Annotated in this window: 21 protein-coding genes; 12 read left to right on the forward strand and 9 right to left on the reverse strand. The window is 65.3% G+C overall.

The features are described 5' to 3' along the window. Window positions 1-4 precede the first annotated feature (4 nt). The 3 genes from ACE3P0_RS04130 to ACE3P0_RS04140 all read left to right on the forward strand — a co-directional run bounded on the left by ACE3P0_RS04130 (window position 5) and on the right by ACE3P0_RS04140 (window position 3,562). Complete coding sequence (locus tag ACE3P0_RS04130) at window positions 5-1,342, forward strand: glutamine synthetase family protein (RefSeq protein WP_374400092.1); 1,338 nt, start codon at window positions 5-7, stop codon at window positions 1,340-1,342. Window positions 1,343-1,456: 114 nt separating this feature from the next. Further along, on the forward strand, window positions 1,457-2,815 hold the full coding sequence (locus ACE3P0_RS04135; RefSeq protein WP_374400094.1) for an aspartate aminotransferase family protein: 1,359 nt from the start codon (window positions 1,457-1,459) through the stop codon (window positions 2,813-2,815). 90 nt (window positions 2,816-2,905) lie between these two features. Then, window positions 2,906-3,562, forward strand: a complete 657-nt coding sequence (locus tag ACE3P0_RS04140) for a GntR family transcriptional regulator (RefSeq protein WP_374400096.1) — start codon at window positions 2,906-2,908, stop codon at window positions 3,560-3,562. A 57-nt stretch (window positions 3,563-3,619) separates the two neighbouring features. Here the strand turns inward: ACE3P0_RS04140 and ACE3P0_RS04145 are convergent, their stop codons facing one another. Next, complete coding sequence (locus tag ACE3P0_RS04145) at window positions 3,620-4,993, reverse strand: DUF805 domain-containing protein (protein WP_374400098.1); 1,374 nt, start codon at window positions 4,991-4,993, stop codon at window positions 3,620-3,622. A 140-nt stretch (window positions 4,994-5,133) separates the two neighbouring features. On the opposite strand from ACE3P0_RS04145, the gene ACE3P0_RS04150 reads away from it, so the two are divergent. After that, window positions 5,134-6,564, forward strand: coding sequence for a rhomboid family intramembrane serine protease (locus tag ACE3P0_RS04150; RefSeq protein WP_374400101.1), 1,431 nt, complete (start codon window positions 5,134-5,136; stop codon window positions 6,562-6,564). 72 nt (window positions 6,565-6,636) lie between these two features. Here ACE3P0_RS04150 and ACE3P0_RS04155 read toward each other — a convergent pair whose 3' ends face one another. Then, a complete protein-coding gene (locus ACE3P0_RS04155) occupies window positions 6,637-7,902 on the reverse strand; it encodes a tol-pal system YbgF family protein (RefSeq protein ID WP_374400104.1) in 1,266 nt (421 codons plus the stop codon). A 152-nt stretch (window positions 7,903-8,054) separates the two neighbouring features. On the opposite strand from ACE3P0_RS04155, the gene ACE3P0_RS04160 reads away from it, so the two are divergent. The 3 genes from ACE3P0_RS04160 to ACE3P0_RS04170 all read left to right on the forward strand — a co-directional run bounded on the left by ACE3P0_RS04160 (window position 8,055) and on the right by ACE3P0_RS04170 (window position 11,278). Next, the gene (locus tag ACE3P0_RS04160) at window positions 8,055-9,902 is read left to right on the forward strand and encodes an ABC transporter ATP-binding protein (protein WP_374400106.1); all 1,848 of its coding nucleotides are present in this window, start codon (window positions 8,055-8,057) and stop codon (window positions 9,900-9,902) included. Window positions 9,903-10,340: 438 nt separating this feature from the next. Then, a complete protein-coding gene (locus ACE3P0_RS04165) occupies window positions 10,341-10,766 on the forward strand; it encodes an ester cyclase (protein ID WP_374400108.1) in 426 nt (141 codons plus the stop codon). 92 nt (window positions 10,767-10,858) lie between these two features. Further along, window positions 10,859-11,278, forward strand: coding sequence for a MarR family winged helix-turn-helix transcriptional regulator (locus ACE3P0_RS04170; protein WP_374400111.1), 420 nt, complete (start codon window positions 10,859-10,861; stop codon window positions 11,276-11,278). A 473-nt stretch (window positions 11,279-11,751) separates the two neighbouring features. Here the strand turns inward: ACE3P0_RS04170 and ACE3P0_RS04175 are convergent, their stop codons facing one another. The 3 genes from ACE3P0_RS04175 to ACE3P0_RS04185 form a co-directional block, all read right to left on the reverse strand. Next, window positions 11,752-12,342 carry a hypothetical protein gene (locus ACE3P0_RS04175; RefSeq protein ID WP_374400114.1) on the reverse strand — a complete coding sequence of 197 codons (591 nt, stop codon included), beginning with the start codon at window positions 12,340-12,342 and terminating at the stop codon, window positions 11,752-11,754. A gap of 663 nt (window positions 12,343-13,005) precedes the next feature. Then, the gene (locus tag ACE3P0_RS04180; RefSeq protein WP_374400116.1) at window positions 13,006-14,226 is read right to left on the reverse strand and encodes a CaiB/BaiF CoA transferase family protein; all 1,221 of its coding nucleotides are present in this window, start codon (window positions 14,224-14,226) and stop codon (window positions 13,006-13,008) included. 168 nt (window positions 14,227-14,394) lie between these two features. Further along, entirely contained in the window at window positions 14,395-15,576 is a 1,182-nt protein-coding gene (locus tag ACE3P0_RS04185; RefSeq protein WP_374400118.1) for an acyl-CoA dehydrogenase, read from the reverse strand. A gap of 217 nt (window positions 15,577-15,793) precedes the next feature. Here ACE3P0_RS04185 and ACE3P0_RS04190 point away from each other — a divergent pair, with 217 nt between their 5' ends. Then, window positions 15,794-16,684: a LysR substrate-binding domain-containing protein gene (locus tag ACE3P0_RS04190; protein WP_374400120.1), complete on the forward strand. Its 891-nt coding sequence runs from the start codon at window positions 15,794-15,796 to the stop codon at window positions 16,682-16,684. Window positions 16,685-16,849: 165 nt separating this feature from the next. Next, a complete protein-coding gene (locus ACE3P0_RS04195; RefSeq protein ID WP_374400122.1) occupies window positions 16,850-18,142 on the forward strand; it encodes a hypothetical protein in 1,293 nt (430 codons plus the stop codon). A 130-nt stretch (window positions 18,143-18,272) separates the two neighbouring features. On the opposite strand, the gene ACE3P0_RS04200 is transcribed toward ACE3P0_RS04195, so the two are convergent. Both ACE3P0_RS04200 and ACE3P0_RS04205 read right to left on the reverse strand, forming a co-directional pair. Beyond that, entirely contained in the window at window positions 18,273-19,070 is a 798-nt protein-coding gene (locus ACE3P0_RS04200) for a tetratricopeptide repeat protein (protein ID WP_374400123.1), read from the reverse strand. Then, window positions 19,067-21,118, reverse strand: coding sequence for a bifunctional 2',3'-cyclic-nucleotide 2'-phosphodiesterase/3'-nucleotidase (locus ACE3P0_RS04205; RefSeq protein ID WP_374400125.1), 2,052 nt, complete (start codon window positions 21,116-21,118; stop codon window positions 19,067-19,069). Before ACE3P0_RS04205 ends, ACE3P0_RS04200 begins: the two co-directional genes overlap by 4 nt. Window positions 21,119-21,289: 171 nt before the next feature. On the opposite strand from ACE3P0_RS04205, the gene ACE3P0_RS04210 reads away from it, so the two are divergent. Next, window positions 21,290-21,937 (forward strand): hypothetical protein, encoded by a 648-nt coding sequence (locus ACE3P0_RS04210; RefSeq protein ID WP_374400127.1) that lies wholly within the window; start codon window positions 21,290-21,292, stop codon window positions 21,935-21,937. 39 nt (window positions 21,938-21,976) lie between these two features. Here ACE3P0_RS04210 and ACE3P0_RS04215 read toward each other — a convergent pair whose 3' ends face one another. Next, complete coding sequence (locus tag ACE3P0_RS04215) at window positions 21,977-23,107, reverse strand: methyltransferase (RefSeq protein ID WP_374400129.1); 1,131 nt, start codon at window positions 23,105-23,107, stop codon at window positions 21,977-21,979. A gap of 113 nt (window positions 23,108-23,220) precedes the next feature. Further along, window positions 23,221-23,661, reverse strand: a complete 441-nt coding sequence (locus ACE3P0_RS04220; RefSeq protein ID WP_374400131.1) for a VOC family protein — start codon at window positions 23,659-23,661, stop codon at window positions 23,221-23,223. Window positions 23,662-23,868: 207 nt separating this feature from the next. On the opposite strand from ACE3P0_RS04220, the gene ACE3P0_RS04225 reads away from it, so the two are divergent. Further along, window positions 23,869-24,210: a zinc ribbon domain-containing protein YjdM gene (locus ACE3P0_RS04225; protein WP_374400133.1), complete on the forward strand. Its 342-nt coding sequence runs from the start codon at window positions 23,869-23,871 to the stop codon at window positions 24,208-24,210. A gap of 157 nt (window positions 24,211-24,367) precedes the next feature. Beyond that, entirely contained in the window at window positions 24,368-24,748 is a 381-nt protein-coding gene (locus ACE3P0_RS04230) for a hypothetical protein (protein WP_374400135.1), read from the forward strand. The last annotated feature ends 99 nt before the right edge of the window (window positions 24,749-24,847 follow it).

The raw sequence follows: 24,847 nt of genomic DNA on the forward strand, positions 1-24,847 counted from the left end.
TTCCATGGGCGACGCGCTGCATCAGTTCCTGCGGGAAAACAGCATCCATGAGGTCGAGTGCATCATCCCGGACATGACCGGCGTGGCGCGCGGCAAGATCCTGCCGCGCGCGCTGTTCATGGCCGAGGACAACATGAAGATGTCCAAGGCGGTGCTGACGATTACCGTGAATGGCGAGTTCGCCGACTTCGAGCGCTTTGTCGGGCCGAGCGACCCGGACATGGTCTGCGTGCCTGATCCCAACACGATCCGCTGGGCGCCCTGGGCGATCGAGCCGGTGGCGGTGGTGATCCACGATTGCGAAGACTTCGACGGCCGCCCGGTCGGTCTGTCGCCGCGCGCGGTGCTGCGCCGGGTGCTCAAGCTCTACGAGGCGCGCGGCTGGCGGCCGGTGGTGGCGCCCGAGATGGAGTTCTACCTGATCGCGCAGAATTCCAACCCGCATGAACCGCTGCGGCCGCCGCCGGGGCGAAACGGGCGAACCGAGGCAGGGCGGCAGTCCTTCTCGATCGACGCCGTGAATGATTTCGACCCCTTCTTTCAGGAGCTGTCGGCCTTCTCGGACGCGATGAAGCTTGGCGTCGAGACGCTGATCCACGAAGTCGGCGCCGGCCAGATGGAGATCAACTTCACGCACGGCGACGCGCTGGATCTTGCCGACCGCGTGTTCCTGTTCAAGCGCGCGGTGCGTGAGACGGCCTATCGCCACAAGATCTTCGCGACCTTCATGGCCAAGCCGATGGAGCACGAGCCGGGTAGTGCGATGCACATCCACCAGAGCATCGTGCGCTGCGACGATGGGCAGAACATCTTCTCCTGCGCCGATGGCAGCGCCAGCACGCTGTTCTTCAACCACATCGCCGGCATGCAGAAGTACCTGCCGCAGGCGATGCCGCTGTTCGCGCCCTACGTAAATTCCTATCGCCGCCTGTCGCGGCACACCGCAGCGCCGATCAACGTGCGCTGGGGTTACGACAACCGCACCTGCGGCATCCGCATCCCGAACTCCGGCCCGGCCGCGCGCCGGCTGGAGAACCGCGTGCCGGGCGTGGATGTGAATCCGTATCTGGCGATGGCGGCGACGCTGGCGTGTGGCTACCTCGGCATGCTCGAAGGGCTGGAAGCGTCCGAGCCCTTGGCGGGCAGCGCCTACAGCCTCGACTACGAGTTGCCGCGCAGCCTCGAAGAGGCGATCGGCGCACTGTCGCACTGCGAGGCGCTACACGAGGTGCTCGGCGCCGAGTTCGTGCAGGCGTTCTGTGCGGTGAAGGAAAAGGAACTGGAGACCTTCCAGCGCGGCATCACCGCTTGGGAGCGCGAGCATCTGCAGCTGACGGTGTGACGATAAGCCTCTGCCGCGGATCTCGCGGATGCGCGCGGATTTCAGCGGATCAGATCCGCCGTTTGAATCTGCGCTGATCAAAGTGCTCCGACGCGAACGGAACAGGAACTCACGATGGAACGCAGACACGGAATCAATTGGGCAAGGGCCGAGGCGCTGTTTGGACATGAGCGTGAGGCCTTCGCCGCGCGCCGCCCCCGTTCGCGTGCGCTGTCGCAGCAGGCCGCCGAGCATCTGGCCTTCGGCGTGCCGCTGCACTGGATGAATGATTGGTCCACGCCCTTCTCGTTGTATGTCGAGCGGGCGAAGGGCTCGCGCTTTCGTGATGTCGATGGATTGGACTACGCCGACTTTTGTCTCGGCGATACCGGCGCGATGTTCGGCCACGCGCCGGAGCCTGTCGTGCGCGCACTGGCCGAGCAGGGCGCCAAGGGCTTCACGGCGATGCTGCCTTCGGAGGATGCGGTGTGGGTGTCGCGCGAACTCGCGCGCCGCTTCGGCCTGCCGTTCTGGCAGTTCGCGATGAGCGCGAGCGACGCCAACCGTTTCGTGCTGCGCTGGGCGCGCGCGGCCACCGGCCGCAGCAAGATCCTGGTGTTCAATGGCTGCTACCACGGCACCGTGGACGATGTGTTCGTCGACCTGGTCGACGGAAAGCCGCGGCAGCGCGATAGCCTGCTCGGCCAGGTCTACGACCTCACGCAGCAGACCCGCGTGGTCGAATTCAACGACCTCGCCGCGCTCGACGCTGCGCTTGCTGATGGTGAAGTTGCCTGTGTGCTGGCCGAGCCAGCGATGACCAACATCGGCATGGTGCTGCCCGAGCCCGGCTACTGGCAGGCGGCGCAGGCGATCATCCGCCGCCACGGCACGCTGCTGGTGATCGACGAAACGCACACGATCAGCACCGGCCCGGGTGGCTACACCCGCGCGCATGGCCTCGCGCCAGATGCCTTCGTGCTCGGCAAGCCGGTCGGCGGCGGCGTGCCCTCCGCGGTGTATGGCTTCTCGGCCGAGCTCGCCGAACGGGTGCAGGCGGCCAAGCGCAATGCGCCGCCCGGGCATAGTGGCGTCGGCACCACGCTGACCGCCAACCTGCTGGCGATGGCGGCGATGCGCGCGACGCTGGCGGAGGTGATGAGCGACGCGGCCTACGCGCACATGTTCGCACTGGCCGAGCGGCTGGCGTCCGGCTTGCGTGCGGCGATTGCGCGGCACGGCGTGCCCTGGTGTGTGACCCAGGTCGGCGCGCGAACCGAGTTCCAGTTCGCGCCGCAGCCGCCGCGCAACGGCAGCGAGGCCGAGCGCATTCTCGACACCGCACTGGAACAGGTGATCCACCTCTACCTGCTCAATCGTGGCCTGCTGATCACGCCCTTCCACAACATGATCCTGGTATGCCCCGATACGACCGCCACCGAGGTGGATCGTCTGGTTACGGCCTTCGATGAGGTGCTGACGGCGATCGTGTAGGCCGCGATTGTTCGCGGCGGCGCGCCGGCAGCAGAGGCGGCTGCTCGCCGTACGGCCCCTCCGCGTCGGCTTTACGTAGAATCCCGCCCCATGAAAACCCCAAGCGGCACCACCCTGCAGGACGACACTTACGCCACGCTGCGCGGCTGGCTCACGGTCGGGCGCTTTCTGCCCGGCGAGCGGCTGAAGATCCGTCAGGTCGCCGAAGCGCTGGGTGTCGGCGAGATGCCGGTGCGCTCCGCGCTGCAACGGCTTGCGGCCGAGGGCGCCCTGGTGAACGTGCCCAATTGCGGGGTGACGGTGCCGCAGCTCTCGCGCGCGCAGTTCGACGATGTGTTGCAGGTGCGTCTCATGCTTGAAGGCGAGGCCGCGGAGAAGGGCGCCCATCGGCTCGATGATGACGGCCGCTGTGCGTTGCGTGCCCTGTCGGATGCGATGCGCGCGGCGCTTGAGGCGAACGACCCGAAGGCCTACCTCGATGCGAACGAGCGCTTTCACCTGATCCTGTACCGCGCCTGTGGTTCGCCGCTATTGCTCGAACTGATCGAGACGGTGTGGCTGCAGGTCGGGCCAGTGTCGAATCGGCTGTTTGAGGATCAGGCCTTCGCGATGCGGCTCAACGATGCGCACGAGGATGTGGTCGAGGCCGCCGAGCGGGGCGACAGCGCCGGCGTGCGCCGTGCGATCGAGCGCGATCTGTTCTACGCCGCGCAGCAGTTGCGTACGGTCTGCGACGCTGGCAGCTGACGCGCGCTGCAACGCCGACCCGTTGAGCCGACCCGGCGAGCCGGGCCGGCGCTGGATTCACTCTTCGCGCAGATGGGCGTGCACTGCGGCGGTCGAGGGGTTGTCCATCAGCAACTCGCCGTTCACTTCCATCACCGGCAGCCGCACGTTGGCCCCACCCTTCGCAGCAACCTTGTTGCTCAGCTCGTCGGCCGCACGTGAATCGGTGTCGACCGAGTAGTCGGTGTATTGCAGCCCGTTAGCATCGAGCCAGCCGCGCATCTTGGCGCAGTCCTCACAACCCTTGATCGAGTACATCACCACGACGTTGTCGGCCGCGTAGTTGGCGTCGTCGCCCGCTTGCTCGTCGCGGTGCGCGCCATGCAGGCGATACTGGCTGGCCATGGCGAGCACGGCTGCCGGGTTGCTCGCGATGCCCTTGGATGCGAAACCGCCCGCCAGTGCCGACATTGCGATCCAGAACCACACCAGTTTCGCGCCACCGCCCTCCGGTGCGGGGCCGTGCACGTTGTCGTCATCAACGCCGCGTACGAACAGCAACATCACGGCGAGGATGAAGTTCACCACCGGCACGATCATCAGCAGCGACATCCAGCCGGTGCGCCCCATGTCGTGCAGCCGCAGCGCCATGCAGCGCAGGCCGTAAATCATGCCCAGAACAAAGCCGACGACCGCCAGCCACATCTGCCCGCTGAATGCCGCGATGCCGATCAGCACCCACATCAGCGCCGTGCTGAGAAAGGCAGACGCCAGATACATCGAGCGGTTGAAACGGCCGGCGAAGCCGAGCCCGAGCATCGAGGTGTCTTCACTGCCAACGTAGCGATTGGGGGCCGCAACCGTAGCCGGGCCAAAGGTGGTCTTCGGGCCGTTGTTGATGCCAAGGCGCGTTTCGTTTGCGTCGCGGCTCGCTTCGGCGCGCGCCGCGCGCAGGCGTGGCATGTCGATGCCGCAGGCGCGGCAAAGCGTGCGCTTGGGTTGCACTTCGGCGCACTGCGGGCAGGTGACGGTTTCGACCGATGCGTCGGGGGCTGCAGGGGGCGTATCACTGCCCGCTGTCTGTGCCGGGGCTGGCGTCGCGGGCGCCGCAAGGCTGAAGAGTTCGTCCGATGCGTCGGGGGCGGGCGCTGGAGCGGGTTTGGCGGGGACCGGCGTAACGATCGGTGCCACCGGGGCGGCGGCCGGCACGGCGGCTACCTCCGGCATGGGTTCGGACTCGGCACTCAGACCCAGAGCCATGATCCGCTGGGTCAGCGCATCTGCTTCTGCTTGGGTGGCGTTGCGCCTTACGGCAACGCGACGCCCGGAGAACACCACGTCGAGCTGCGAGGCGTCGAGGCGGAAAGTTTGCGCGATGTGTTCGCGGACGGTTGCCGGGTCATGACCGGCGAGGACGTTGCCGGTAAGAACGACGCGGAAGAGCTGGGACATGGTCTGTGGGGGCGGGGTGGTCAGTGCGGTCATTATCCTTGTGTGTGTTTCAAGCGTCCGCGCACTATGACTGCTTTGCAATCGTTCATTCATACTCCGCGGCCAGTGCCTGCTCACCGACTCCCATGCTGATACTGCCCTTGCCCCCCCGCCCTGACTGGTCGCGACCACCGGTCGTCACGCTCGCATTGATGCTCGCGTGCATCCTGATCTTCGTGTTCGGCCAAGGCGGCGACGAGGAGCGCGAAGCGGCTGCGATCAAGTACTACGGCAGCGCCGGGTTGCCGGATACCGAGCTCCCGGCCTATCTCGCCGACCTGCGCAGCCGCGGGCGCGACGTACAGGCGCACAAGCTGGAAACCGCTCTCAAGGGGGGCGAAGGCCGCCTTGTGCTGGAGACGATGGAGTTCGACCGTGCCTTCATGCAGCGCTTGCACGCGGAGCAGGTGATCAAGCCGAGCGACCAGGGCTACGAGGCCTGGCGCGACGCGCGCCAGCGTTACGAGGCGCTGCGTGCCAAGGTATTCACCGAGCGCTGGAGCCTCAAGCCGGGCGAGCCGCGTGCAGGCTCGCTTCTGGGTCACATGTTCCTGCATGGCGACATCATGCATCTGGCCGGCAACATGGTGGTGCTGTTCATTGTCGGCTACACCGTGGAAGCGGCGCTCGGCGCCTGGGGCTTTCTCGCGCTGTACCTGATCGGTGGGCTCGGCGCCGCGGTGCCGGACCTGCTGTTCGCCGGTGATCGGGTCGGCTATTCGCTGGGCGCATCGGGTGCGATCTCCGCCGTGATGGCCGCCTACCTCGTGCTGTTCGGCTTGCGCAAGATTCGCTTCTTCTACTGGCTGATCTTTGTCTTCGGTACCGTGAGCTGGCCGGCACTCGCGATTCTGCCGGTGTGGATCGGCAACGAGCTGCTGCAGCGCTTCGTGCTCGATCCGCATGGGCAGGTCAATTACCTCGCGCACTTCGGTGGCTTTATCAGCGGCGCGCTGCTGGCGGGCCTGTACCGCTGGCGCAAGGCGGGTGGCACGGCCCAGTCGGTCGAGCGCATGGATGCCGACGCTGCCACGGCGCAGCTGCGCGCCCGCGCCGTTGAACTGGTTGCCCAGCTTCAATTCGATCGCGCCACGCAGTGCTATCGCCAACTGGTCGAACGCCTGCCGGATGACGAAGTGCTGCTGGCGGAACACCTGAGGGTTGCCGGCCTTGCGCGTGATGCCGGCCTGCAGGGCGAGGCGGCGGCGCGCATTTTGAAGTCTGCTTCACGGCCTGCGACGCGGATGGACGGCGCCGTGCTCGCACAAGCCTTGAAGCTTGCCGACGCCCAGCCGCCGCGGTTGTCGCTGGGGGCGTGGTCACGGGTGGCGATGCGCCTGCTGGCGTGCGACGAATTCGACGCCGCCGAGGCGCTGGCGCTGAGGCTTGTGTCGCGCGATGCGGCGGGTGAGGCGGCGCCGAAGGTGCTGAATGGACTGGTGCGGGCGCTGCAGGAGGCTGGCCAGCCGGAACGCGCCGAACGCGCCCGGCGCTTGTTGAAGCAGCGCTATCCGCAACTCGTGACGCTGTAGCGGCGTCGCCGGCCGTTCGCAGCGGTTCGGCGCGCTGGCCCGCTGCGCTCGCCGAAACTGGCCAAGCCTTCGTCAGTTCGCTGCGCGAAGTCGCGCGATCAGGCCCAGCAGTTTCTCGGCTTCACCCGAAGCCGGGTGATCGGGGAAGCGGCTGCGCAGCGCAGTGAGTACGCGTTCGGCCTGTGCCTCGTCGCGCCGATGTTCAATCAGCAAGCGCGCGCCCAGCAGGTAAACCGAGGCCGTGTCGCGGTGGCCCGGGTGGCGTTGGTCGAAGCCGCGCAGCAGGCGTGCTGCGGTGTCGAAGCGGCGTGCATCGAATGCCGCGGTCGCGAGCGGCAGGATGTCGCTGGCGTCGGCGGGCGCGAAGGCCGGATCGTGTTTATGCACCGCCTCCAACACTTCGGTTGCCAGTGCGGCGCGGCCGCTGCGCAACAGCGTCGGCAACCATCCGCGCGCGTGGGCCGCGAGCGCGGCTTCCTGGTTTGGCAGTGCGAGCAGCAGCTTGTGCAGGCGCAGGCGGGCGTCGAGGTCCTCTGGTGCGTCGCTCACGGCGGCGCGCGCTTCCTGCAGCGCTTCATCGCCCTTGCCTTCGCGCAGCAGCGTGGCGATGTGTGCCGCGCGGGCCGCCTTTGCGTCCGGCACCGGCAGGTGATCGGCCTGCCGCTCGAAGCCCACGTGAACGTCGATATCGAGCTCCTCGTGATACTCGTACAGCACATAGCCCATCATGCGGTACATCGCGATCGTGAACGCTGCCGCGACGAAGCCGGCAATTGTCGGGAACAGCGCACGCGGCACCACCGGCGCGAGGTGGCTGAGCAACTGGCCGCTGCCGAAGAACAGCAGCAACAGGCAGCCGCACAGCCCAAGGTAGGGCATGCCGATGCGCGAGGCGACCTGCCACAGGCGCGCGGGGTTGATCGATTCGCCCATGTCGTTGGTGACAGCCAGCACCATCGTGTTCGCCGGCCACAGCAGCCCGAGCAACACCAGCACCAGCATCGCAGCGTTCCGACCGGCCACGCCGGCCGTCATGCCGACCACGATCGCGCCGATCACGACGACGGCAACCTGTTTCCACGGCAGGTGCTTGCCGCCGTGGTGCGAGTTGAACAGCACCATGCGGTCGTCGATATGGCCGCGGGCGGTGCGTTCCAGCACCAGAAAGCCGTAGCGCACGGTGCCGGCGAATACCAGGATCTGCAAGGGCGGCAGCAACTGCGCGGCGGTGGCGATCAGTGCGATGCCGATGCTGGCCAGCAGCGGCTCGCCGCTGAGCGGGTAGAGGAAGAAGGAAGGAAAGCGCGTCCAGTAAGGTGCGATGCGGGGGGCGGACATCGGTGGCGGGGCGGTGGTTGGCGATAGATGCGACAGCATAGCCGCAGCCGGCGCACGTTGCGCGGCAGCACTTCGCGCGGTGCCGTGCAAATCGGCTACGCTTGACCGGTCCCGCGCCGGCGCCTGCCGTGCGGGCAGCGGAGGTCATCAGCGTGTTCAGTTTCTTCGAACGACTCGTTCATCCCTACCCCGACGCGCCGCCGGCTACACCGCCCGCCCGCTTCTTCGGATTCCTGTGGGCGGGCACCTTTGGCCTGCGCCGCTTCATTCTTGGCATGACCGTGCTGACGGCAGCCATCGGCGCTTTTGAGGCGCTGCTATTCAGCATGCTCGGGCGCATCGTCGACTGGCTGGCACATGTCGACCGCGCGCGGCTGTGGGAAGTGGAGGGACGCCACCTGATGCTGCTCGCGCTGATCCTGCTGGCGAGCCCGCTGGTGATCGCACTGCAGACGATGATCAAGCACCAGGCACTTGCGGCGAACTTCCCGATGCGGCTGCGCTGGAACTTCCATCGGTTGATGCTCGGCCAGAGCATGAGCTTCTATCAGGATGAGTTCGCCGGCCGCATCGCGACCAAGGTGATGCAGACCGCGCTGGCGGTGCGCGATACGGTGCTGGTGGTCACCGATATCCTGGTTTTCGTCGTGATCTACTTCGTCACGATGGTCGCGGTGGTTGGCAGCCTGCATGTGGTGCTGCTGTTGCCGTTTCTCGGCTGGCTTGCGCTCTATCTCGCCACGCTGTGGTACTTCGTGCCACGCCTGGGCGAGGTGGGGCAGGCGCAGGCCGACGCGCGTTCGCTGATGACCGGGCGCATCACCGATGCCTACACAAACATCGCCACCGTAAAGCTGTTCTCGCACGCACGGCGCGAAGCCGGCTTCGCCCGCGCCGCAATGCAGGACTTCATGCTGACCGCCTATGCGCAGATGCGGCTGGTGAGTGGTTTCGAGGTCGTCAACCACGCCCTGTCGATGCTGCTGATTGTGGCGACAACCGGCGCTACGCTGTGGCTGTGGAGCCGCAACCTCGCTGGTGTTGGCGCGGTGGCCGCGGCGACCGCGATGGCGCTGCGGCTCAACGGCATCTCGCACTGGATCATGTGGGAAATGGCCTCGCTGTTCGAACACATCGGCACGGTGCAGGACGGCATCAACACGCTCGCGCGCCCGCACGCGATCGTCGATCGCGTCGACGCCAAGCCGCTTGTCGTGACCCGCGGCGAGATCCGTTTCGAGGATGTCTGCTTTGCCTACGGTGGCGAGCGAAGTGTGATCGAACACCTGTCGCTGACGATAAGGCCAGGCGAGAAGATCGGCCTCGTCGGGCGTTCCGGCGCAGGCAAGTCGACCATCGTGAACCTGCTGCTGCGCTTCTACGATGTGCCGCAAGGGCGCGTGCTGATCGACGGGCAAGATGTGTCGCGCGTGACGCAGGACAGCCTGCGCGCGCAGGTCGGCATGGTGACGCAAGACACCTCGCTGCTGCACCGCTCGGTGCGCGACAACATCCTCTACGGCCGGCCCGACGCCTCAGACGCTGAAATGATCGCTGCCGCGAAGCGCGCCGAAGCGCACGACTTCATCCAGACACTGACCGACCCGAAGGGGCGCCGCGCCTACGACGCCCATGTCGGCGAACGTGGCGTGAAGCTCTCGGGCGGGCAGCGCCAGCGCATCGCAATCGCACGCGTGATGCTCAAGGACGCGCCGATCCTGCTGCTCGACGAAGCGACCAGCGCGCTGGATTCCGAAGTCGAGGCCGCGATCCAGAGCAGCCTCTACGCGCTGATGGAAGGCAAGACAGTGGTCGCCATCGCGCACCGCTTGTCCACCATCGCCGCGATGGATCGCCTGATCGTTCTCGACCAAGGCCGCATCGTGGAGCAGGGCGACCACCGCAGCCTGCTCGCGCAGAACGGCCTCTACGCGCGACTTTGGGCGCATCAGAGCGGGGGCTTTCTGGGCGAGGAAGACGACGAGGTTGCGTTCGTTTGAGTCCAGGCGACGCCGGCCAATACCGGCCGTTTGAAGTGCAGATCTCGTTGGCGCGCTATCTCGGTACCGGTTATTTCGGACGGAGTGCTTCGCGAGCTGTGCTCCTTGTCGTCGCGCCGGAGCCTTTCCTTTGCGTTTCTCGGATTGTCTTGCTCGAGCAAGAGGTCCTTGCTCCTCAGCTTCTCGGCGTTCGCCATGTGTGCACATGGCAGCACTTCCGTGCGCCACCAACGATGGACAGCGTGTCCGTGAAAATGTACAGTTAGACTGTATAGTATTGACGATGCGTCGATAGGAGCGAAGTTACTGTCTTTGCTGCGCACCGAATGAGGCTAAGCACAGACCTTCCGTCACTCGAGTCTCAACTGGGGTTGCCGTCGCAATCGCGAACTGCCAGCAAGCTCGTTTGCGGTATGGCTTAGCAATCCAATCAACCCCATGTATATCGCCATGAATGCAGAAGCGAACAAGCGCGTCGTACGGCGTTTCAACAAGGAAGTCATCCAGGACGGGAGTCGAGCTGCTTTTGTTGAGCTGATGGACGAATCCTTCGCCAATCGGTCCGCGCCTCCGGGCGTGGCGAATGGCCCAGAGAGTATGTGGAGCACTTTTGAGCATGTCCTGCGACCGGCCTTGAGTGGACTACAGGTCACCATCCACGAGCAGCTCTGCGATGGCGACAAGGTGGTCACCCGAAAGAGCATCACCGGGACGCACACAGGCCCATTCATGGGGCTTGCCGCGACCGGCAAGCCTGTCTCGATTGACGTGATTGATATCGTCCGCGTACGAGATGGCCGCTACGTCGAGCATTGGGGCATCAATACCCTTCAGTCCGTCTTGGCTCAGTTGCGCGCAGGCTGAGGGCTCAACAAGGTGGAGAGCCGTCGGTCGGCTATCTGAAATCGGGGGCGGTTTTGTCAAGACAACAAAAAGTGAAACAAGCGGCGACAGAGATGGAACTGCTGGCTGACGACCTGCGAGAAGTGATCGGCCGGTTTGTCAGGGCCGTGCGCGCACGCGCGCCAACGCCGAGCGACGCACGCGCAGAAACGCTTGCATTCTTGGAGCGCACCGGCCCCGTGAGCATCGCGCTCCTTGCGGACGGCCGAGGGGTAACGCATCAAACGATGCGGCTTGTTATCGCGCGACTGGCGTCCGAAGGCTGGATCGAGCTTGTTTCGGATCCGCAGGATCGACGAGGGTATCTCGTGCACCTGACAGAAAAAGGAATTACAGAGAACGCTGCTGCGAGAAAAGCGAGAGCGGAATGGATCGCGGATGCCCTCGCGGCCAAGATGGATCCCGGCGAGATGGCGACCCTCAGGGCCGCCGTGCCGCTTCTGCAACGGATCGCTGATTTGGCGCTGCAGTAGCAACGCGATGCACACCTGCGAGGCCAATGTGGTGCGGTTGGACGTGTGTCTGCGGCGTCCTTTGCCAACAGGCGCGCATTGTGGCGACTGACGGGACGGCCGCCGATGGCCTCTTATCGACGATTAAGGCGTCTATGGGCGGGTTTTCAATTCTCGCGCTGTCATGCGCGACGACATGCTCGCTTCGGTGGCCAGAATGGTCCAAGCGTGTTGGTATAAGCAAGCGCTTTGCGAAATCGCGTTTGATCCCGAGCCCCGGCCGCAACAGCGACTTGGCAAGCTGTGCTCGCTGCGGAAATGGCGGCTTTCCGTCTCCGGCAATTTTGTATTTGGCCGGGGGAGTCCAGCACTTTAGGGGCAGGGCGCTGGTGTCGCGCAATGGCGCCGAACGTTTGATCCAATGAACGACTCGACCGCGCGCCATCTGGACACTTCGAACCCCGCCCCGAGGTGCTTGATTTGCCCCGCGCGGCTTAATCACGAATGGTGATGATGGTCCGGTTATTGAGGAACGTCGCGGGCGATCCCGGGTTGTATTGAAGTACAGCATCATTCGGGCTTACTTCCCCAATTCCATAAACAGGATCAATTATCAGATAGTTCCCATTGCGCAAGGTGCCAGCGACAACAACCCAGTGAAGACCTTGAGCATTAGCGCCATTCCAACCAGCGTTCCACCCGCATGCCGCGATTCCCGGGTTTTTGATGCTTGTCTTCTTGAAGGCATTTCGTGGATATCCCAGTTCGACATGAGCATCGGGTATCCCAAGATTCTTGAGCGTATTGTCAAGATTCCAAGTGCCGGTTCCGCCTCCGCCAGAGCCATGGCCACCGTGGTTTCCCCAGTTGTGACTGCCGGCTTGAGCAGCCCCCCGTGCCTCGGATGTCAACGATGAAACAACGCCACCTTCATCGCGCTCGATCATCTGTCTAATCATCTCTTCACCGAACTCTTTGCCGGTTACCATCTCCGCGACAATTCGCACGCACGTCGGGCCGCAACTTGAACCTTTCGACTGGTCATAGTATTTGTGCCAACGTCCATCAGAGTCTTTTGCATACATGGCTGATCCCCTTGATTGAATTGCTCGGCTTGGTCTTTCGTTGAAACTGTCAGTCGCCCCCAAGGACCGCGCGATAACCACACTGGTCTCGTGCACTCAGTAATTGGGCGGAAACCTCGTCGTAGACCGATAGTGGTCAATAACAACATTCAAGCGCACACGCGTCGAGCCGTTGCCTGAGTCGCGCAGCCCGCAGACACAAGCTTTTGCGCCGCCCCATCCCGGCGCCAGCGCCGCCCGAAATGCTTTCGATAGACTCCCAATTTGCAGTTCTGTCAGACCGCGCTAAGGTGACACGTTGTTGTTGGACGAAGGAGAACGCCGGTCCTCAGCCGAGGCTATTAGCGGAGTGGGCTGGCGAGTTCGTCGCTGCGTCCTATGCGTGTTTCACCATATGGCACCGTTCAGGCGGGTTGCCCTTGTGTTTTGCAGTTATCCAGAGTTGATCGGCGCCGGCGCATGACATAGCGGTACGCCGCTAGCCCCATCCGTGTGCCGCTGGGTTCCAGTAAAGGCCATGGTGCCGCGCTTTTCCGCCGGATTTTCCGAGCAAGCGTGACGCATTGGTCATATCGGGTTTCCCTGGCTCCCCTGCATCCCTCAACCGTCTTCTGCGTGTTGAGCACACGCGGAGCGATCGCTACTGGACCACCGGAGGGAGGGCTAGATGGTGCCTTTCGACGCGAGCAGATCGAGTTCGGCGGGCTGCTTGCCAAGCATCTCCGCCAGCACCGCGCGCGTATCCGCGCCCAGCGGCGGGGGAGCGCTGCGGTAGGCGACTGGCGTCTCGGAGAGGTGGATCGGGTTTGCGACCAGCGGGACCTGACCGGCGCTGGGGTGGGGCAGGTCGATGCGCATGCCGCGGTGTTGCACCTGTGGGTCGTCGAAGACCTGGCCGATGTCGTTGATCGGGCCGCAGGGTACGGCGGCAGATTCGAGCGCGGCGACCCAGGCGGCGGTGCTGCGCGTGCGGGTGACTTCATGCATTGCGGCGATCAGTGTGTCGCGGTGTTTCACCCTCGCGGCGTTGGTGGCGAAGCGTTCGTCCTGCGCCCAATCGGTGCTGGCCTCCTTGCAGAAGCGGGCGAACTGCCCGTCGTTACCGATCGCCAGGATCATGTGGCCGTCGGCGGTCGGGAAGGCGTCGTAGGGGACGATGTTCGGGTGGGCATTGCCCATGCGCTGCGGCGCGCGGCCACTGGCGAGGTAGTTCATGGCCTGGTTGGCGAGGCAGGCGACCTGCACGTCGAGCAGGGCGAGGTCGATGTGCTGGCCGCGCCCGCTGCGTTCGCGCCACGCCAGCGCGGCGAGGATCGCATTGCTGGCGTAGAGCCCGGTGAGCACGTCGGTGAGGGCGACGCCGACCTTCGTGGGCTGGCCGTCGGGCTGACCGGTCAGGCTCATCAGGCCGCCCATGCCCTGGATCAGGAAGTCGTAGCCGGCGCGCTCGGCGTAGGGCCCGTCTTGCCCGAAGCCGGTGATCGAGCAGTAGATCAGGCGCGGGTTGAGCGTCGACAGCGTGGCGTAGTCCAGCCCGTACTGCGCCAGCCCGCCGACCTTGAAATTCTCGACCAGCACGTCGCACTTTATCGCCAGTTCGCGCACCAGCACCTGGCCCTCGGGCTGGGTGAAGTCGATCGTCACCGAACGCTTGTTGCGGTTGGTGCAGAGGTAGTAGGCGGCGACTTCGCTCGGCTCGCCGGCCTCGTCCTTGACCCACGGCGGCCCCCAGGCGCGGGTGTCGTCGCCCGAGCCAGGGCGCTCGATCTTGATGATCTCCGCGCCGAGGTCGCCCAGCAGTTGCGTCGCCCAGGGGCCGGCAAGTACGCGCGAGAGATCGAGGACCCGCAGGTGAGAGAGGGCTGAGGCGGTGTGTGTAGTCATGTCAGAAGCTCGCAGGGAACAGCGGGGCGTTCGGGACTCAGCGCTGCACTTGAGACGGATTTCGTCGCGAGCGCGCGGAGGTCGAAGCGAGACGCGCAGCCGTACATGACGTACGGCGAGCATCGCAGCTTCGAGATCGCGGCGTGCAGCAGAAACTCGCTCAAGCGATTAGCAGAAGGCCTGGATGCCGGTAATCGCCCGGCCGAGGATCAGTGCATGGATGTCGTGCGTGCCCTCGTAGGTATTCACCACTTCGAGGTTCACCAGGTGACGGGCGACACCGAATTCGTCGCTGATGCCGTTGCCGCCCATCATGTCGCGGGCCAGTCGCGCGATGTCCAGCGCCTTGCCGCAGGAGTTGCGCTTCATGATCGAGGTCAGCTCGACGCAGGCGGTGCCGCTCTCCTTCATGCGCCCGAGCTGCAGGCAGCCCTGCAGGCCGAGGCTGATCTCGGTGAGCATGTCGGCGAGCTTCTTCTGGATCAGCTGGTTGGCGGCGAGCGGACGGTCGAACTGCTTGCGCTCGAGTACGTAGCTGCGGGCGCGCGTGAAGCAGTCTTCCGCCGCGCCGAGCGCGCCCCAGGCGATGCCGTAGCGCGCCGAGTTCAGGCAGGTGAAGGGGCCCTTGAGGCCGCGCACCTCGGGGAAGGCGTTTTCCTCCGGCACGAAGACTTCGTCCATCACGATCTCGCCGGTGATCGAGGTGCGCAGGCCGACTTTGCCGTGGATCGCCGGGGCCGAGAGGCCCTTCCAACCCTTCTCAAGCACGAAGCCCCGGATCTTGCCGTCGTCGTCCTTGGCCCACACCACGAACACATCGGCGATCGGTGAGTTCGTGATCCACATCTTGCTGCCAGAGAGGCTGTAGCCGCCGTCGACCTTGCGTGCGCGGCTGATCATGCTGCCGGGGTCGGAGCCGTGGTTGGGCTCGGTCAGGCCGAAGCAGCCGATCCATTCGCCGCTGGCGAGCTTGGGCAGGTACTTGCGGCGCGTGGCCTCGTTACCGAATTCGTAGATCGGCAGCATCACCAGCGAACTCTGCACGCTCATCATCGAGCGGTAGCCGGAATCCACCCGTTCGATCTCGCGCGCGATCAGGCCGTAGGCGACATAACCCAGCCCGGCGCCGCCGTACTCGGCGGGAATCGTTGCGCCCAACAGGCCCAGCTCGCCCATCTCGCGGAATATCGCGGCGTCGGTGCGCTCATGGCGGAAGCTCTCGGTCACACGCGGTAGCAAGCGCTCCTGCGCATAGGCGTGGGCGGCGTCGCAGACCATGCGCTCGTCTTCGGTGAGCTGTGCGCGCAGGAGCAGCGGGTCGTCCCAGCTGAAGGTGGCGGTGCCGGCCATGAGTCTCTCCTGTGATGTCGGGGTTGCGGGTGGGTGTCGCGGCGATCCCCCCGGAGCGCGCGCGACCCGCAGCGTGTTGTTGGCGGTATCGTGCCGCCGGATCGCCCCCCACGCAAACGCTTTTCCTGCATGACGGCGTGCGGATGTTGCACTCCGAGAGGCTGTATGGCGCAGAATGTGCCGCTCAGGTTGAATCTAGTGCACTCCGGAGCCGTCGATGCGCCGCAAGATCCCATCCACCGCCGCCCTGGTTGCCTTCGAGGCCGCCGCGCGCCATCGCTCCTTCACCAAGGCGGGCGAAGAACTCGCGCTGACCCAGAGTGCGATCTGCCGCCAGATCGCCGGGTTGGAGGCGTTTCTTGGCGTAGAACTGTTCCGCCGAACCCGGCGCGGCGTTGTGCTGACCGAGGCGGGCGAGCGCTACCAGCGGCAAGTGGCGACGCGACTCGACGCGGTGGAGCGCGACACGCTGGAGCTGATGGCAGGCCGTGGCCAGGGCGGCACGCTGGAACTGGGCGTGGTACCGACTTTCGCCACCCGCTGGCTGGTGCCGCGGCTGTCGCGCTTTCACGAAGCGCATCCGGACATCACCGTGAACCTTTCGGTGCGCACCCAGGCCTTCCTGTTCGAGGATTCGGGGCTGGATGCCGCGATCACCGCGGCGCTCGCGCCTTGGCCCGGCACCCAGGCGCAGCGCCTGCTCGACGAAGTGTCGGTGCCGGTCGCAAGCCCAGCTTTGCTGGGCGGTACCGAGGCGCTGGCGGCCGATGCGCTCGCGCGCTTGCCAAGACTGCAGCAGAGCACCCGGCCCTATGCCTGGCGCCAGTGGTTCGCAGCGCAGGGGATGACGGTCGACAGCGACCTCGCCGGGCCGCGCTACGAGCTGTTCTCGATGCTGGCCGAAGCGGCGGCCGGCGGCGCTGGTGTGGCGCTGATTCCGCCGCTGCTGATCGCCGAGGAGCTGGCAAGCGGGCGACTAGTGCAAGCAAGTGAAGTGGCGCTCGATGAGGGTCGCGCCTACTGGCTGGTGTGGCCGGAAGGGCGCGACGACAGTCCCATGATGCGGGCTTTCAGGAAGTGGCTTTCGCTCGAAACGGGTGCAGCATGAGGGGCAGACCTTTTGTTTGCACGAAGCCCGAAGCGCGGGCGCTGGTAAGCTGATTTATCGCTTTCACTTCTCTGTGCAGCTTCGGGCATCCATATGCGCGATACCGAACAAACGATGGATCGGTCATCCACCCCGTCTCGCCGCTGCGGTCACTGCGGCGCGCCGATGCGTGTGCTGCGTCTGGCCGGCCACTACAAGCGCACGGTCGAGATCGATATGTGCGCGGCGTGCTCGCTGATTTGGTTCGATGCGATGGAATCGATCCGCATTGCTGGCCCCGGTTTGGTGGCGCTGGTGCATGAGATCGATGCCTGTATGGCCGTAGCGCCAACCTTCAGGCCGCTGCCGCAGACCTTGCCGTGCCAGGTATGCGGCGGGCCGCTCAAGCGGGCGTTCAACCTCACCCGCTATGGCCGCACCGTGCATCTGGAATGCCCGCAGGAGCATGGCATCTACCAGAGCTTCATGCTGTTCCTTGCCGAGAAGGGCTACTTCCGCCCTTACGAATGGCACGACGTGCATGCGCTGAGCGCAGCCGGCAAGTCGATCCAGTGCAGCCAATGCGGCGCCACACTGGAAGCCCGCCCGCAGAACGCGTGTCCTTACTGCGCCTCGCCGGTTGGGGTGTATGACCCTGCGCGGTTGGCTGCGGCGATTGACCGCGAGCAGGTTGCCGCCCCGGTATCGCTGCCACCCAAGCCTGCCCAAGTCGCCTGCGAGGCGTGCGGCGGCATGCTCGATCCGAGCCGCGATGTTGCTTGCCCACAATGCCGCGCGCTGGTGCGGCCGCGCGAGAGTGCAATGGCGGTCGCTGTGTCGAGCGCGGTGTTGGATGAAGTGGCTGACAACTATCAACGCCAGCAGCCCAAGGTGTCGCGCCGAAAGCTCGAAGAAGGCACTGCCGGCATGCTCGAAGCGGCTTATGCGCCGCCGCCGTCACATGGCATTGGCCGGCGTGTTGGCATCATCGCATCCTGCCTCTGCCTTGGTGTGCTGTTGTGGTCGGGAATGGGGCGACAAGCCAAGCCAATCGTTGTCGAGAACGAAGATGGCTCGGAGCGCCGCTTGAGTGCATCGCAGTACGAGGCCGAGGCCGCGCGTGAGCGCGCGAGCCGCATGCGCAACGTGATCCACGCGCCTGCCGGCGAGCCGCCTCCGCAACTACAAGCAAGCCGCGACGGCGAGGCGTTGCAACTGGCGTTTTCAGGCGGAGCGCCGGTGTCGGTGGGGGTCAATCTCGCGTATGAGCAACTTCGCGATGCCTGGGTGCGATGCCCGATGGAAGTGCAGAACCGAACGGGCGAACGCAAGGCGATGCTCGACAAAACGCACGGCTCGGCAACCTTTGTGCCTTCAGCGCTGTGTAGCAAGCGCCTGCGCGACAAGGGACGATACGAGTACACCGTGATGTCGGGCAGCAAAACCGTGTTCAAGTCCGACTCTGCGTTCTTCGACTGAGTTTTTTGGCTGCCGCTGATTGCGCGAGGGGAACAATCCTCGCCCGGCATATGGGTCGATAGGCCGTATGCGCTGTATGCCAGTTGGTGACGGCCCACCCTGCCGTTATTCGGCGTGACGGGCTTTCACCTCACGGTACCAGAGCCGGATGCTTCAGCGCGTGCGCGGTTTCCAGTGTGAAATGGCGCGCCTGCATCTCGTCCCGGGGCAGGCCGAGTTCGCCGTTGCGGTAGGCCATCGCCAGCGCCTGGATCGCCTCGGGCAGTTCCATCTCGGCGGCCTCCACGTAGAGCTCGCGGGCGCGTTGCTCGTCGGGTGCTACGCCATCGCCGTCGCGATAGGCATTGGCGAGCATGAACATCGCAGCGGCGGATTTCTTCTCGGCGGCGAGCGCAAACCAGCGCGCTGCGGCGGCCTGGTTCTCGCGCACACCGTAGCCATTGCGCAGCATCAAGCCGAGGTAGTAGGCCGCGCCAGCATGGCCCTTGGCCCCCGCCGCAGCGAAGTGTCGATAGGCCGCCGGGTAGTTGCGTGCAAGAAACGGCGTGCCGAGAAAGTGCAGCTTGCCGAGCGCCATGTTCGCGTCGGCATCGTCCTTGGCGGCGGCCTTGGCCAGCCACGCCAGACCCTCTCGGAAGGCTTCTGCCGTGTTGCGCGCAATCAGCGCCTCACCCAGCAGGAGAGGCGCAATCGCGCCGTCGTCGTGTTCCGCGATCTGGCGCAGGCGTTGCATTGTGATGTCATCGCGGCCGGCGCCGGCTTGTTGCGCCAGCGTTTCAATCTGTGCGGTGTCCGGCGTGCGGGCGGCGTGGGTGACCCACGCCGCGCCGAGCAGCCCCGCAAGCGCAGCAGCGAGTGCTGCGCCTGCGATGGCCCGATGCACGCCGGGCCGCATGCGGCTTCGCACCGCTGCGGCCCCTGCGATCATTTCGACAGATCCAGCGCGTAGACCGACAGACCCTTGCCCGAACCGTCATCCGCGCGCAGCAGCGACACGTTGTTGAGCCCGGCTGCGGTGGCGAGCGCGAGCTTGCCGGCCGACGAAGTGAAGGTTACCGGGCCCGCGGTCGTCACCTTGCTGAACTTCCAGCTGCGGTCGGCACCGTTGGTGGCGCGGGTTACCGTCTTGATCGACTTGATATAGGCGATCAGCACGTCGCGGTTGGCGTCCGGCGCGGCGAGGATCGTCTTGCTGCCGTCCAGGCCGGGGAAGTTGCCGCCGCCGCTGGCGCGGTAGTTGTTGGTCGCGACGATGAACTCCTGCGTGCCGACGATGGCCGCCCCCTTGTACATCAGGTTCTTGATGCGGCTGCCGACCGGCTGGGTGACGTCGATCTCGTAGGTGAGGTCGGGCGTCGTGAACATGTCGAAGTTGTAGCCGGGGAAGCTGCTGATCAGGTTCTGCTCGGTCGTCTTCGCCGGGTCGATCTGGTTGAAGCGCTTGGCCGCGGTTTCAAGCCAGGCCTTGATGTTGTCACCCGTCACCTTCACCGCGTAGATCGTGTTCGGGTAAAGGTAGAGGTCGGCCGCGTTGTTGATCGCGACATTGCCCTGCGCCACATCGGTATAGTCGTTGCCGCCGCCGAAGCCGCTCTTGAACGGCGCGCTGACCGACAGCACCGGCAGCTTGGCGTACTCGGGCAGGCTGGCCTTCACATACTTGGCGACATAGTCCGCCTGCGCCTGGTTTACCAGTTCGATCGCGCCGACCTCGCCGACGTCGGCGAAGTAGGTCGTCATCTGGAAGTCGGTCGAGCCGACCGGCGTCTTCACATAGTCGATCGTGGCCTGGTGCTCAGCCGCCACGGCAGCCGCAACACTCGGTTCCACTGCGACATAGCTCTTGTCCGCGTTCTGGATCGAACGTGCTTCGACCTTGGTTTTCGTCTTGTCGATGACCCAGGCCTTGCCGTCGTAGGCGAGTTCAAACTTGATCACGCCCAGGTGCTTGCCCCAGAAATTCGCCATCACCGTCGGCACACCATTCACCGTGCCGTTAACCTTGTCGACGCCCGGCAGGTTGAACTGCGGCACCGTGCTGGTGGCGTTCGGGAAGATCTGGTGCGAGTGGCCGATCAGCATCGCATCGACACCGGCAACCTGCGCGACGTAGTAGTTCGCGTTTTCCATCGTTGGCGAGTAGGCCGAGTTGTCGAGCCCGCCGTGCGAGATTACGACCACCAGATCCGCGCCCTTTGCGCGCATCTCGGGGATGTACTTCTCGGCCTGCTCCTTGATGCCGGCGGTGTAGACCTTGCCGTCGAGCCAGCGCTTGTCCCACGACAGGATCGTCGGCGGCGTGAAGCCGATGATGCCGACCTTGATCGGCGCGGTGACATCCTTGCCGTCGGTGGTCTTCGCCTTCAGTTCTCGGGTCAGGATCGTGTAGGGCTGGAACAGCGGCGCCTTGCTCTTCACGCTCAGCACGTTCGCGAGCACCTGCGGGAAGGCGGGGCCGGCGCAGGCCGTCTGCTTGGCCGGGTCGGGCAAACCGTCGATGTTGAATTTGCTGCCGGTGACCTGGTTCAGGTAGGGCAGGCCGTAGTTGAATTCGTGGTTGCCGATGCCGCCGCCGTCGTAGCCGATGGTGTTCATCACCTTGTACATCGCCAGCGTCGTGCCGCAGCCGATCGGGCTGACCTGGGCCTGGTAGTCGGCCAGCGCGGTGCCCTGGATCGTGTCGCCGTTATCGAGCAACAGGGTATTCGGGAACTCGCCGCGCGCGTTCTTGATCAGCGTCGCGACGCGCTCGAAGCCGAAGGATTTGTCCTCGGCGAGCTTGAAGTAATCGTAGCTCAGCACATTGGTGTGCAGGTCGGTGGTTTCCAGCAGCGCCAGCGTTGCCGCGGTGCCTTTCTCGATCTTCGGCTGTGTGGGCGTTACGACGGGCGCGGGCGCCGCGTCGTTACCGCCGCAACCGGCTAGCAGCAGGGCGGAAAGGAGGCCGCCGGTCAGGAGGCTGTTTCGAACAAGCATCGGTGTCACCTTGTGAGTGAAAAACCCGCAAGCGTGCGCAGTGTTCGTGTCAGGGGCGTTAAGGCTTTGTGGCAGTTCGGTCTCGTTTCCGTGTCACTGCGGCGTTGCAGCGGGGTCGATCTGGCCGGCGCGGCTGGAGTAAGCTGGGCGTTCGTTACGGGGGATATCGCCATGCTTCGATCGAATTCACGGCTGTGGGCGCAGCCGATGTCGCGGGCCGGCCTGCTGCTGGGGTTGCTTGCCCTCGGTGGCTGTGCCAGTACGAAGATCAATTCTCAGTGGGTGGACCCGGCTTTGTCCGGTGCGCCGCTACGCGGGGCGAAGGTGCTGGTGGTGTGCCAGGCCGTCGAGCTGTCGATCCAGCGTTTGTGCCAGGAGCAGATCGCTGCGCAGCTCGGGCGCTTTGGCGCGCGTGCGGTCGCCGGGCAGGGCGTGGGGCCGGAAGTGGCTGACCGCGCCGCGGCGGCGGCGCTACAGTTGCCCGCGGCGAAGGCCGCCGGCGCGAGCGCGCTGTGGTTTGCCGCCGTGGCGCCGGATGCTTCCTATGTTGCGCCGGGGCCGTCGATCAGTTTCGGCATTGGCGGGGGTAGCTGGGGCGGTGGCGGCGGTGGCGGCGGCGGGGTCGGCATCTCGATGCCGGTGGGCGGCAGCAGCGTCAGTACCGCCTACGGTGCCGAGAGCGCACTGCTGAACGTGGCCGACGGCCGCGTGCTGTGGTCGGCGAAGGCGGTTGCGCCGCCTTCGGACCAGGTCAATCAGCAGCTCGCCGAGCTTGCCAAGGTGCTGGCCGAGGCGGCGCAGAACGCCAATCTGTTTTGAACTTGATCCGCCCCGCGCGGTTGTGCGGGGCGGCCTGCCTCATTTGACCGCGACGAGCTGCCAGAGCGTGGTCACTTCCTGCGCACGGGCGGCGTGCAGCGGATCGTCCTTATCCATTGCCTTGCCGTGGCGCGGGCGGATCGTTTCGCGGCCGACCACTTTCAGGCCGGCTTTCTCGATCCACTCAGTCAGCTGCTCACGCGTGCGCAGGCCGAGGTGCTCGGCGAGATCCGACAGGATCAGCCAGCCCTCGCCCTTGGGTTCCAGATGCGCGGCGAGGCCGGCGAGGAAGCCCTTGAGCATGCGGCTGTCGGGGTCATACACCGCGTGTTCGATCGGCGAGCTGGGCTTGGCCGGCACCCAGGGCGGGTTGCATACGATCAGCGGCGCGCGGCCCTGCGGGAAGAGATCCGCCTTCACCACTTCGACGCGGTTGGCAAAGCCCAGGCGTTGCATGTTCTCGTTGGCGCAAGCCATTGCGCGCGCATCCTGCTCGGTGGCGATGATGCGCTTGATGCCGCGTTTGGCCAGCATCGCGGCGATCACGCCGGTACCGGTGCCGATGTCGAAGGCCAGCGCCTCGGCGCCGGTCGGCAGCGCGGTGCGCGCAACCAGATCGACATACTCGCCACGCACCGGCGAGAACACGCCGTAGTGGGGGTGGATGCGCGAGCCGAGCGCCGGGATCTCGACGCCTTTCTTGCGCCACTCGTGCGCCCCGATCAGGCCCAGCAGCTCGCGCAGGGAGGCGACATAGGCTTCATCGGCCGCGCCGTAGGCTTCGAGGCAGGCGTCGTGCACATCCGGTGCGCGGCGCAGCGGAATCATGTGGCCGGCATCGAAGGGGATCAGCAGCATGCCCAGCGTGCGGGCGCGTTGCGCCTGCGCCATGCGATGCAGGTTGAAGGCCTCGGTCGGCGTGTTGCCGGTTTTTGCCTTCTTGCGGTCGGCGCGGCGGGCCATTGCCTGCAGCAGCAGCCGGGCGTTCTGGAAGTCCCCGCGGTACAGCAGCGCCGTGCCTTCGCAAGCGAGTTTGTAGGCGGTATCGGCGTTGGTCGTGTCGTCGGCGATCACGACGCGCTTGGGCGGCGCAACGCCGGCCTCGGAGCGCCAGCGTGCGCTGCGCGCCGCGTCGGCTTCGGTCCATTCAATCTGCGGAAAATCGCTCACTGGGCTACCTGTTCGATGTGGGCTGTCCGCGATGGGCGGACGAAGGGCGCAAGGATAGTCTGTTGCGGCCAGCTGCGGGCGACGGCAGACCGCAATCTTTGACCGTACACCGCTCAGGCGTCCGCCCAGTTGTCGTGCCGTGCACGCCGCTCCGCGCGGTAGTTGGTGATCTCCAGACGGATGCCGTCCGGGTCGCAGAAGAACGTGGCCCAGTAGTCGGGCGCGTAGCCCGGGTGCAGCGCGGCTTCGGTGGCGGCGATGCCGGCTGCGCAAAGCCCGCGGCTGGCGGCGACCACATCGGCTATCGATTCGACGCGCAGGCAAACGTGGTGCAGGCCGGGCGCATACCGGTCGTGCGCGGCGCCGTTGCGTGCGGGGCGGATCACCAGACCGAAGTGGCGGTTGTAGTACTGCACATGCGGCTCGCCATGCAGTGCGAACGTGTTCTTGCGGAAGCCGAGCACGCCCAGCATAGCGCGATCGTAGAAGGCCTCGGCGCGCGCCATGTCGGACACGCTCAGGTAGAGGTGGTCGAAACCGGTGATTTCGGGCATCGGCAGCGCTCCGCGGGTGGTCGGTGCGGTGGAGTCTGGCGCGCGTATTGCTGCCTCGCAAGGCGTGTGGCCCGAAAACCCTGTCGCCGAAAGGGTAAAATGCCGGCCTTTCGCGCCAGCGCGATGCCTGTTCTGCCCCCGAGTGACCGCGCCCCGGGGCGCACTTTTCGATCCACGCTGCGGTATTCAATTCATACAAGGTTCAATGTGAGCACGCTGCCCAACTGTCCGCAATGCAAGTCCGAATTCACCTATGAGGACAACGGGATGTACATCTGCCCCGAGTGCGCCCATGAGTGGTCTGCCACCGCGCCGGCGGAGGCCGCCGAAGAGGCGCGCGTGATCAAGGACGCCAACGGCAACGTGCTGCAGGACGGCGACTCGGTCACCGTGATCAAGGATCTGAAGGTCAAGGGCTCTTCGCTGGTGGTGAAGGTCGGCACCAAGGTCAAGAACATCCGTCTGGTCGACGGTGATCACGACATCGACTGCAAGATCGACGGTATCGGCCAGATGTCGCTGAAGTCGGAGTTTGTCCGCAAGGCGTGAATCCGGCGCAGGCAGGCGTTGGGCGCTGTGCTATTAATGCAGGAGTCATTCCGTTCTCGGGCTGGAGAAGCCCGGTCGTGAGACCGGGCGAGCTCATCGATCCGTGCGGATGCTTCCCACGAGCTCGCCTCTCCTTCCATGGTGAAAGGATCGCCCAATGCCGCTTACGACGCTGAAGTACAACGACAACGAGCAGGAGCACCGCGGTTTCGCGGACACGCTCGGACAGATGCAGGGCCTGATTCTCACAGGCAAGCTGACGCGGGACACAAGCCACGCCTACTACGCCGGCCATGAGCTGCGCGACGAGGGCGTCTCGTGGAACGGGATCTACCTGAAGAAGGACTGCACCGGCAGCGGCAAGACGAAGAACGGCCGCAGCCAGAACCGCATCATTGTCGCGTTGACGAGCGAGGAAGTGCTCGTCGAAGGCTGGGCGATCGCGTGGCGCCACGACGACCGCCTGCTCACGCTGGATGATGGATTCTTCAAACGTGCGAAAACAATGCGGGACTACGTTGTCAGTCTGAACAAGTGATGAGGAAGGGCGCATGGCGGTGAAGATCGCCGGCGCTCGCTCCAAAGGCCCCGCGGCTCCAAGCGCGCAGCGATTGATTCGTCGGCTCATCCAGCGTGA

The organism is Niveibacterium sp. (assembly GCF_041909475.1).
Classification (GTDB): Bacteria; Pseudomonadota; Gammaproteobacteria; order Burkholderiales; family Rhodocyclaceae; genus Niveibacterium.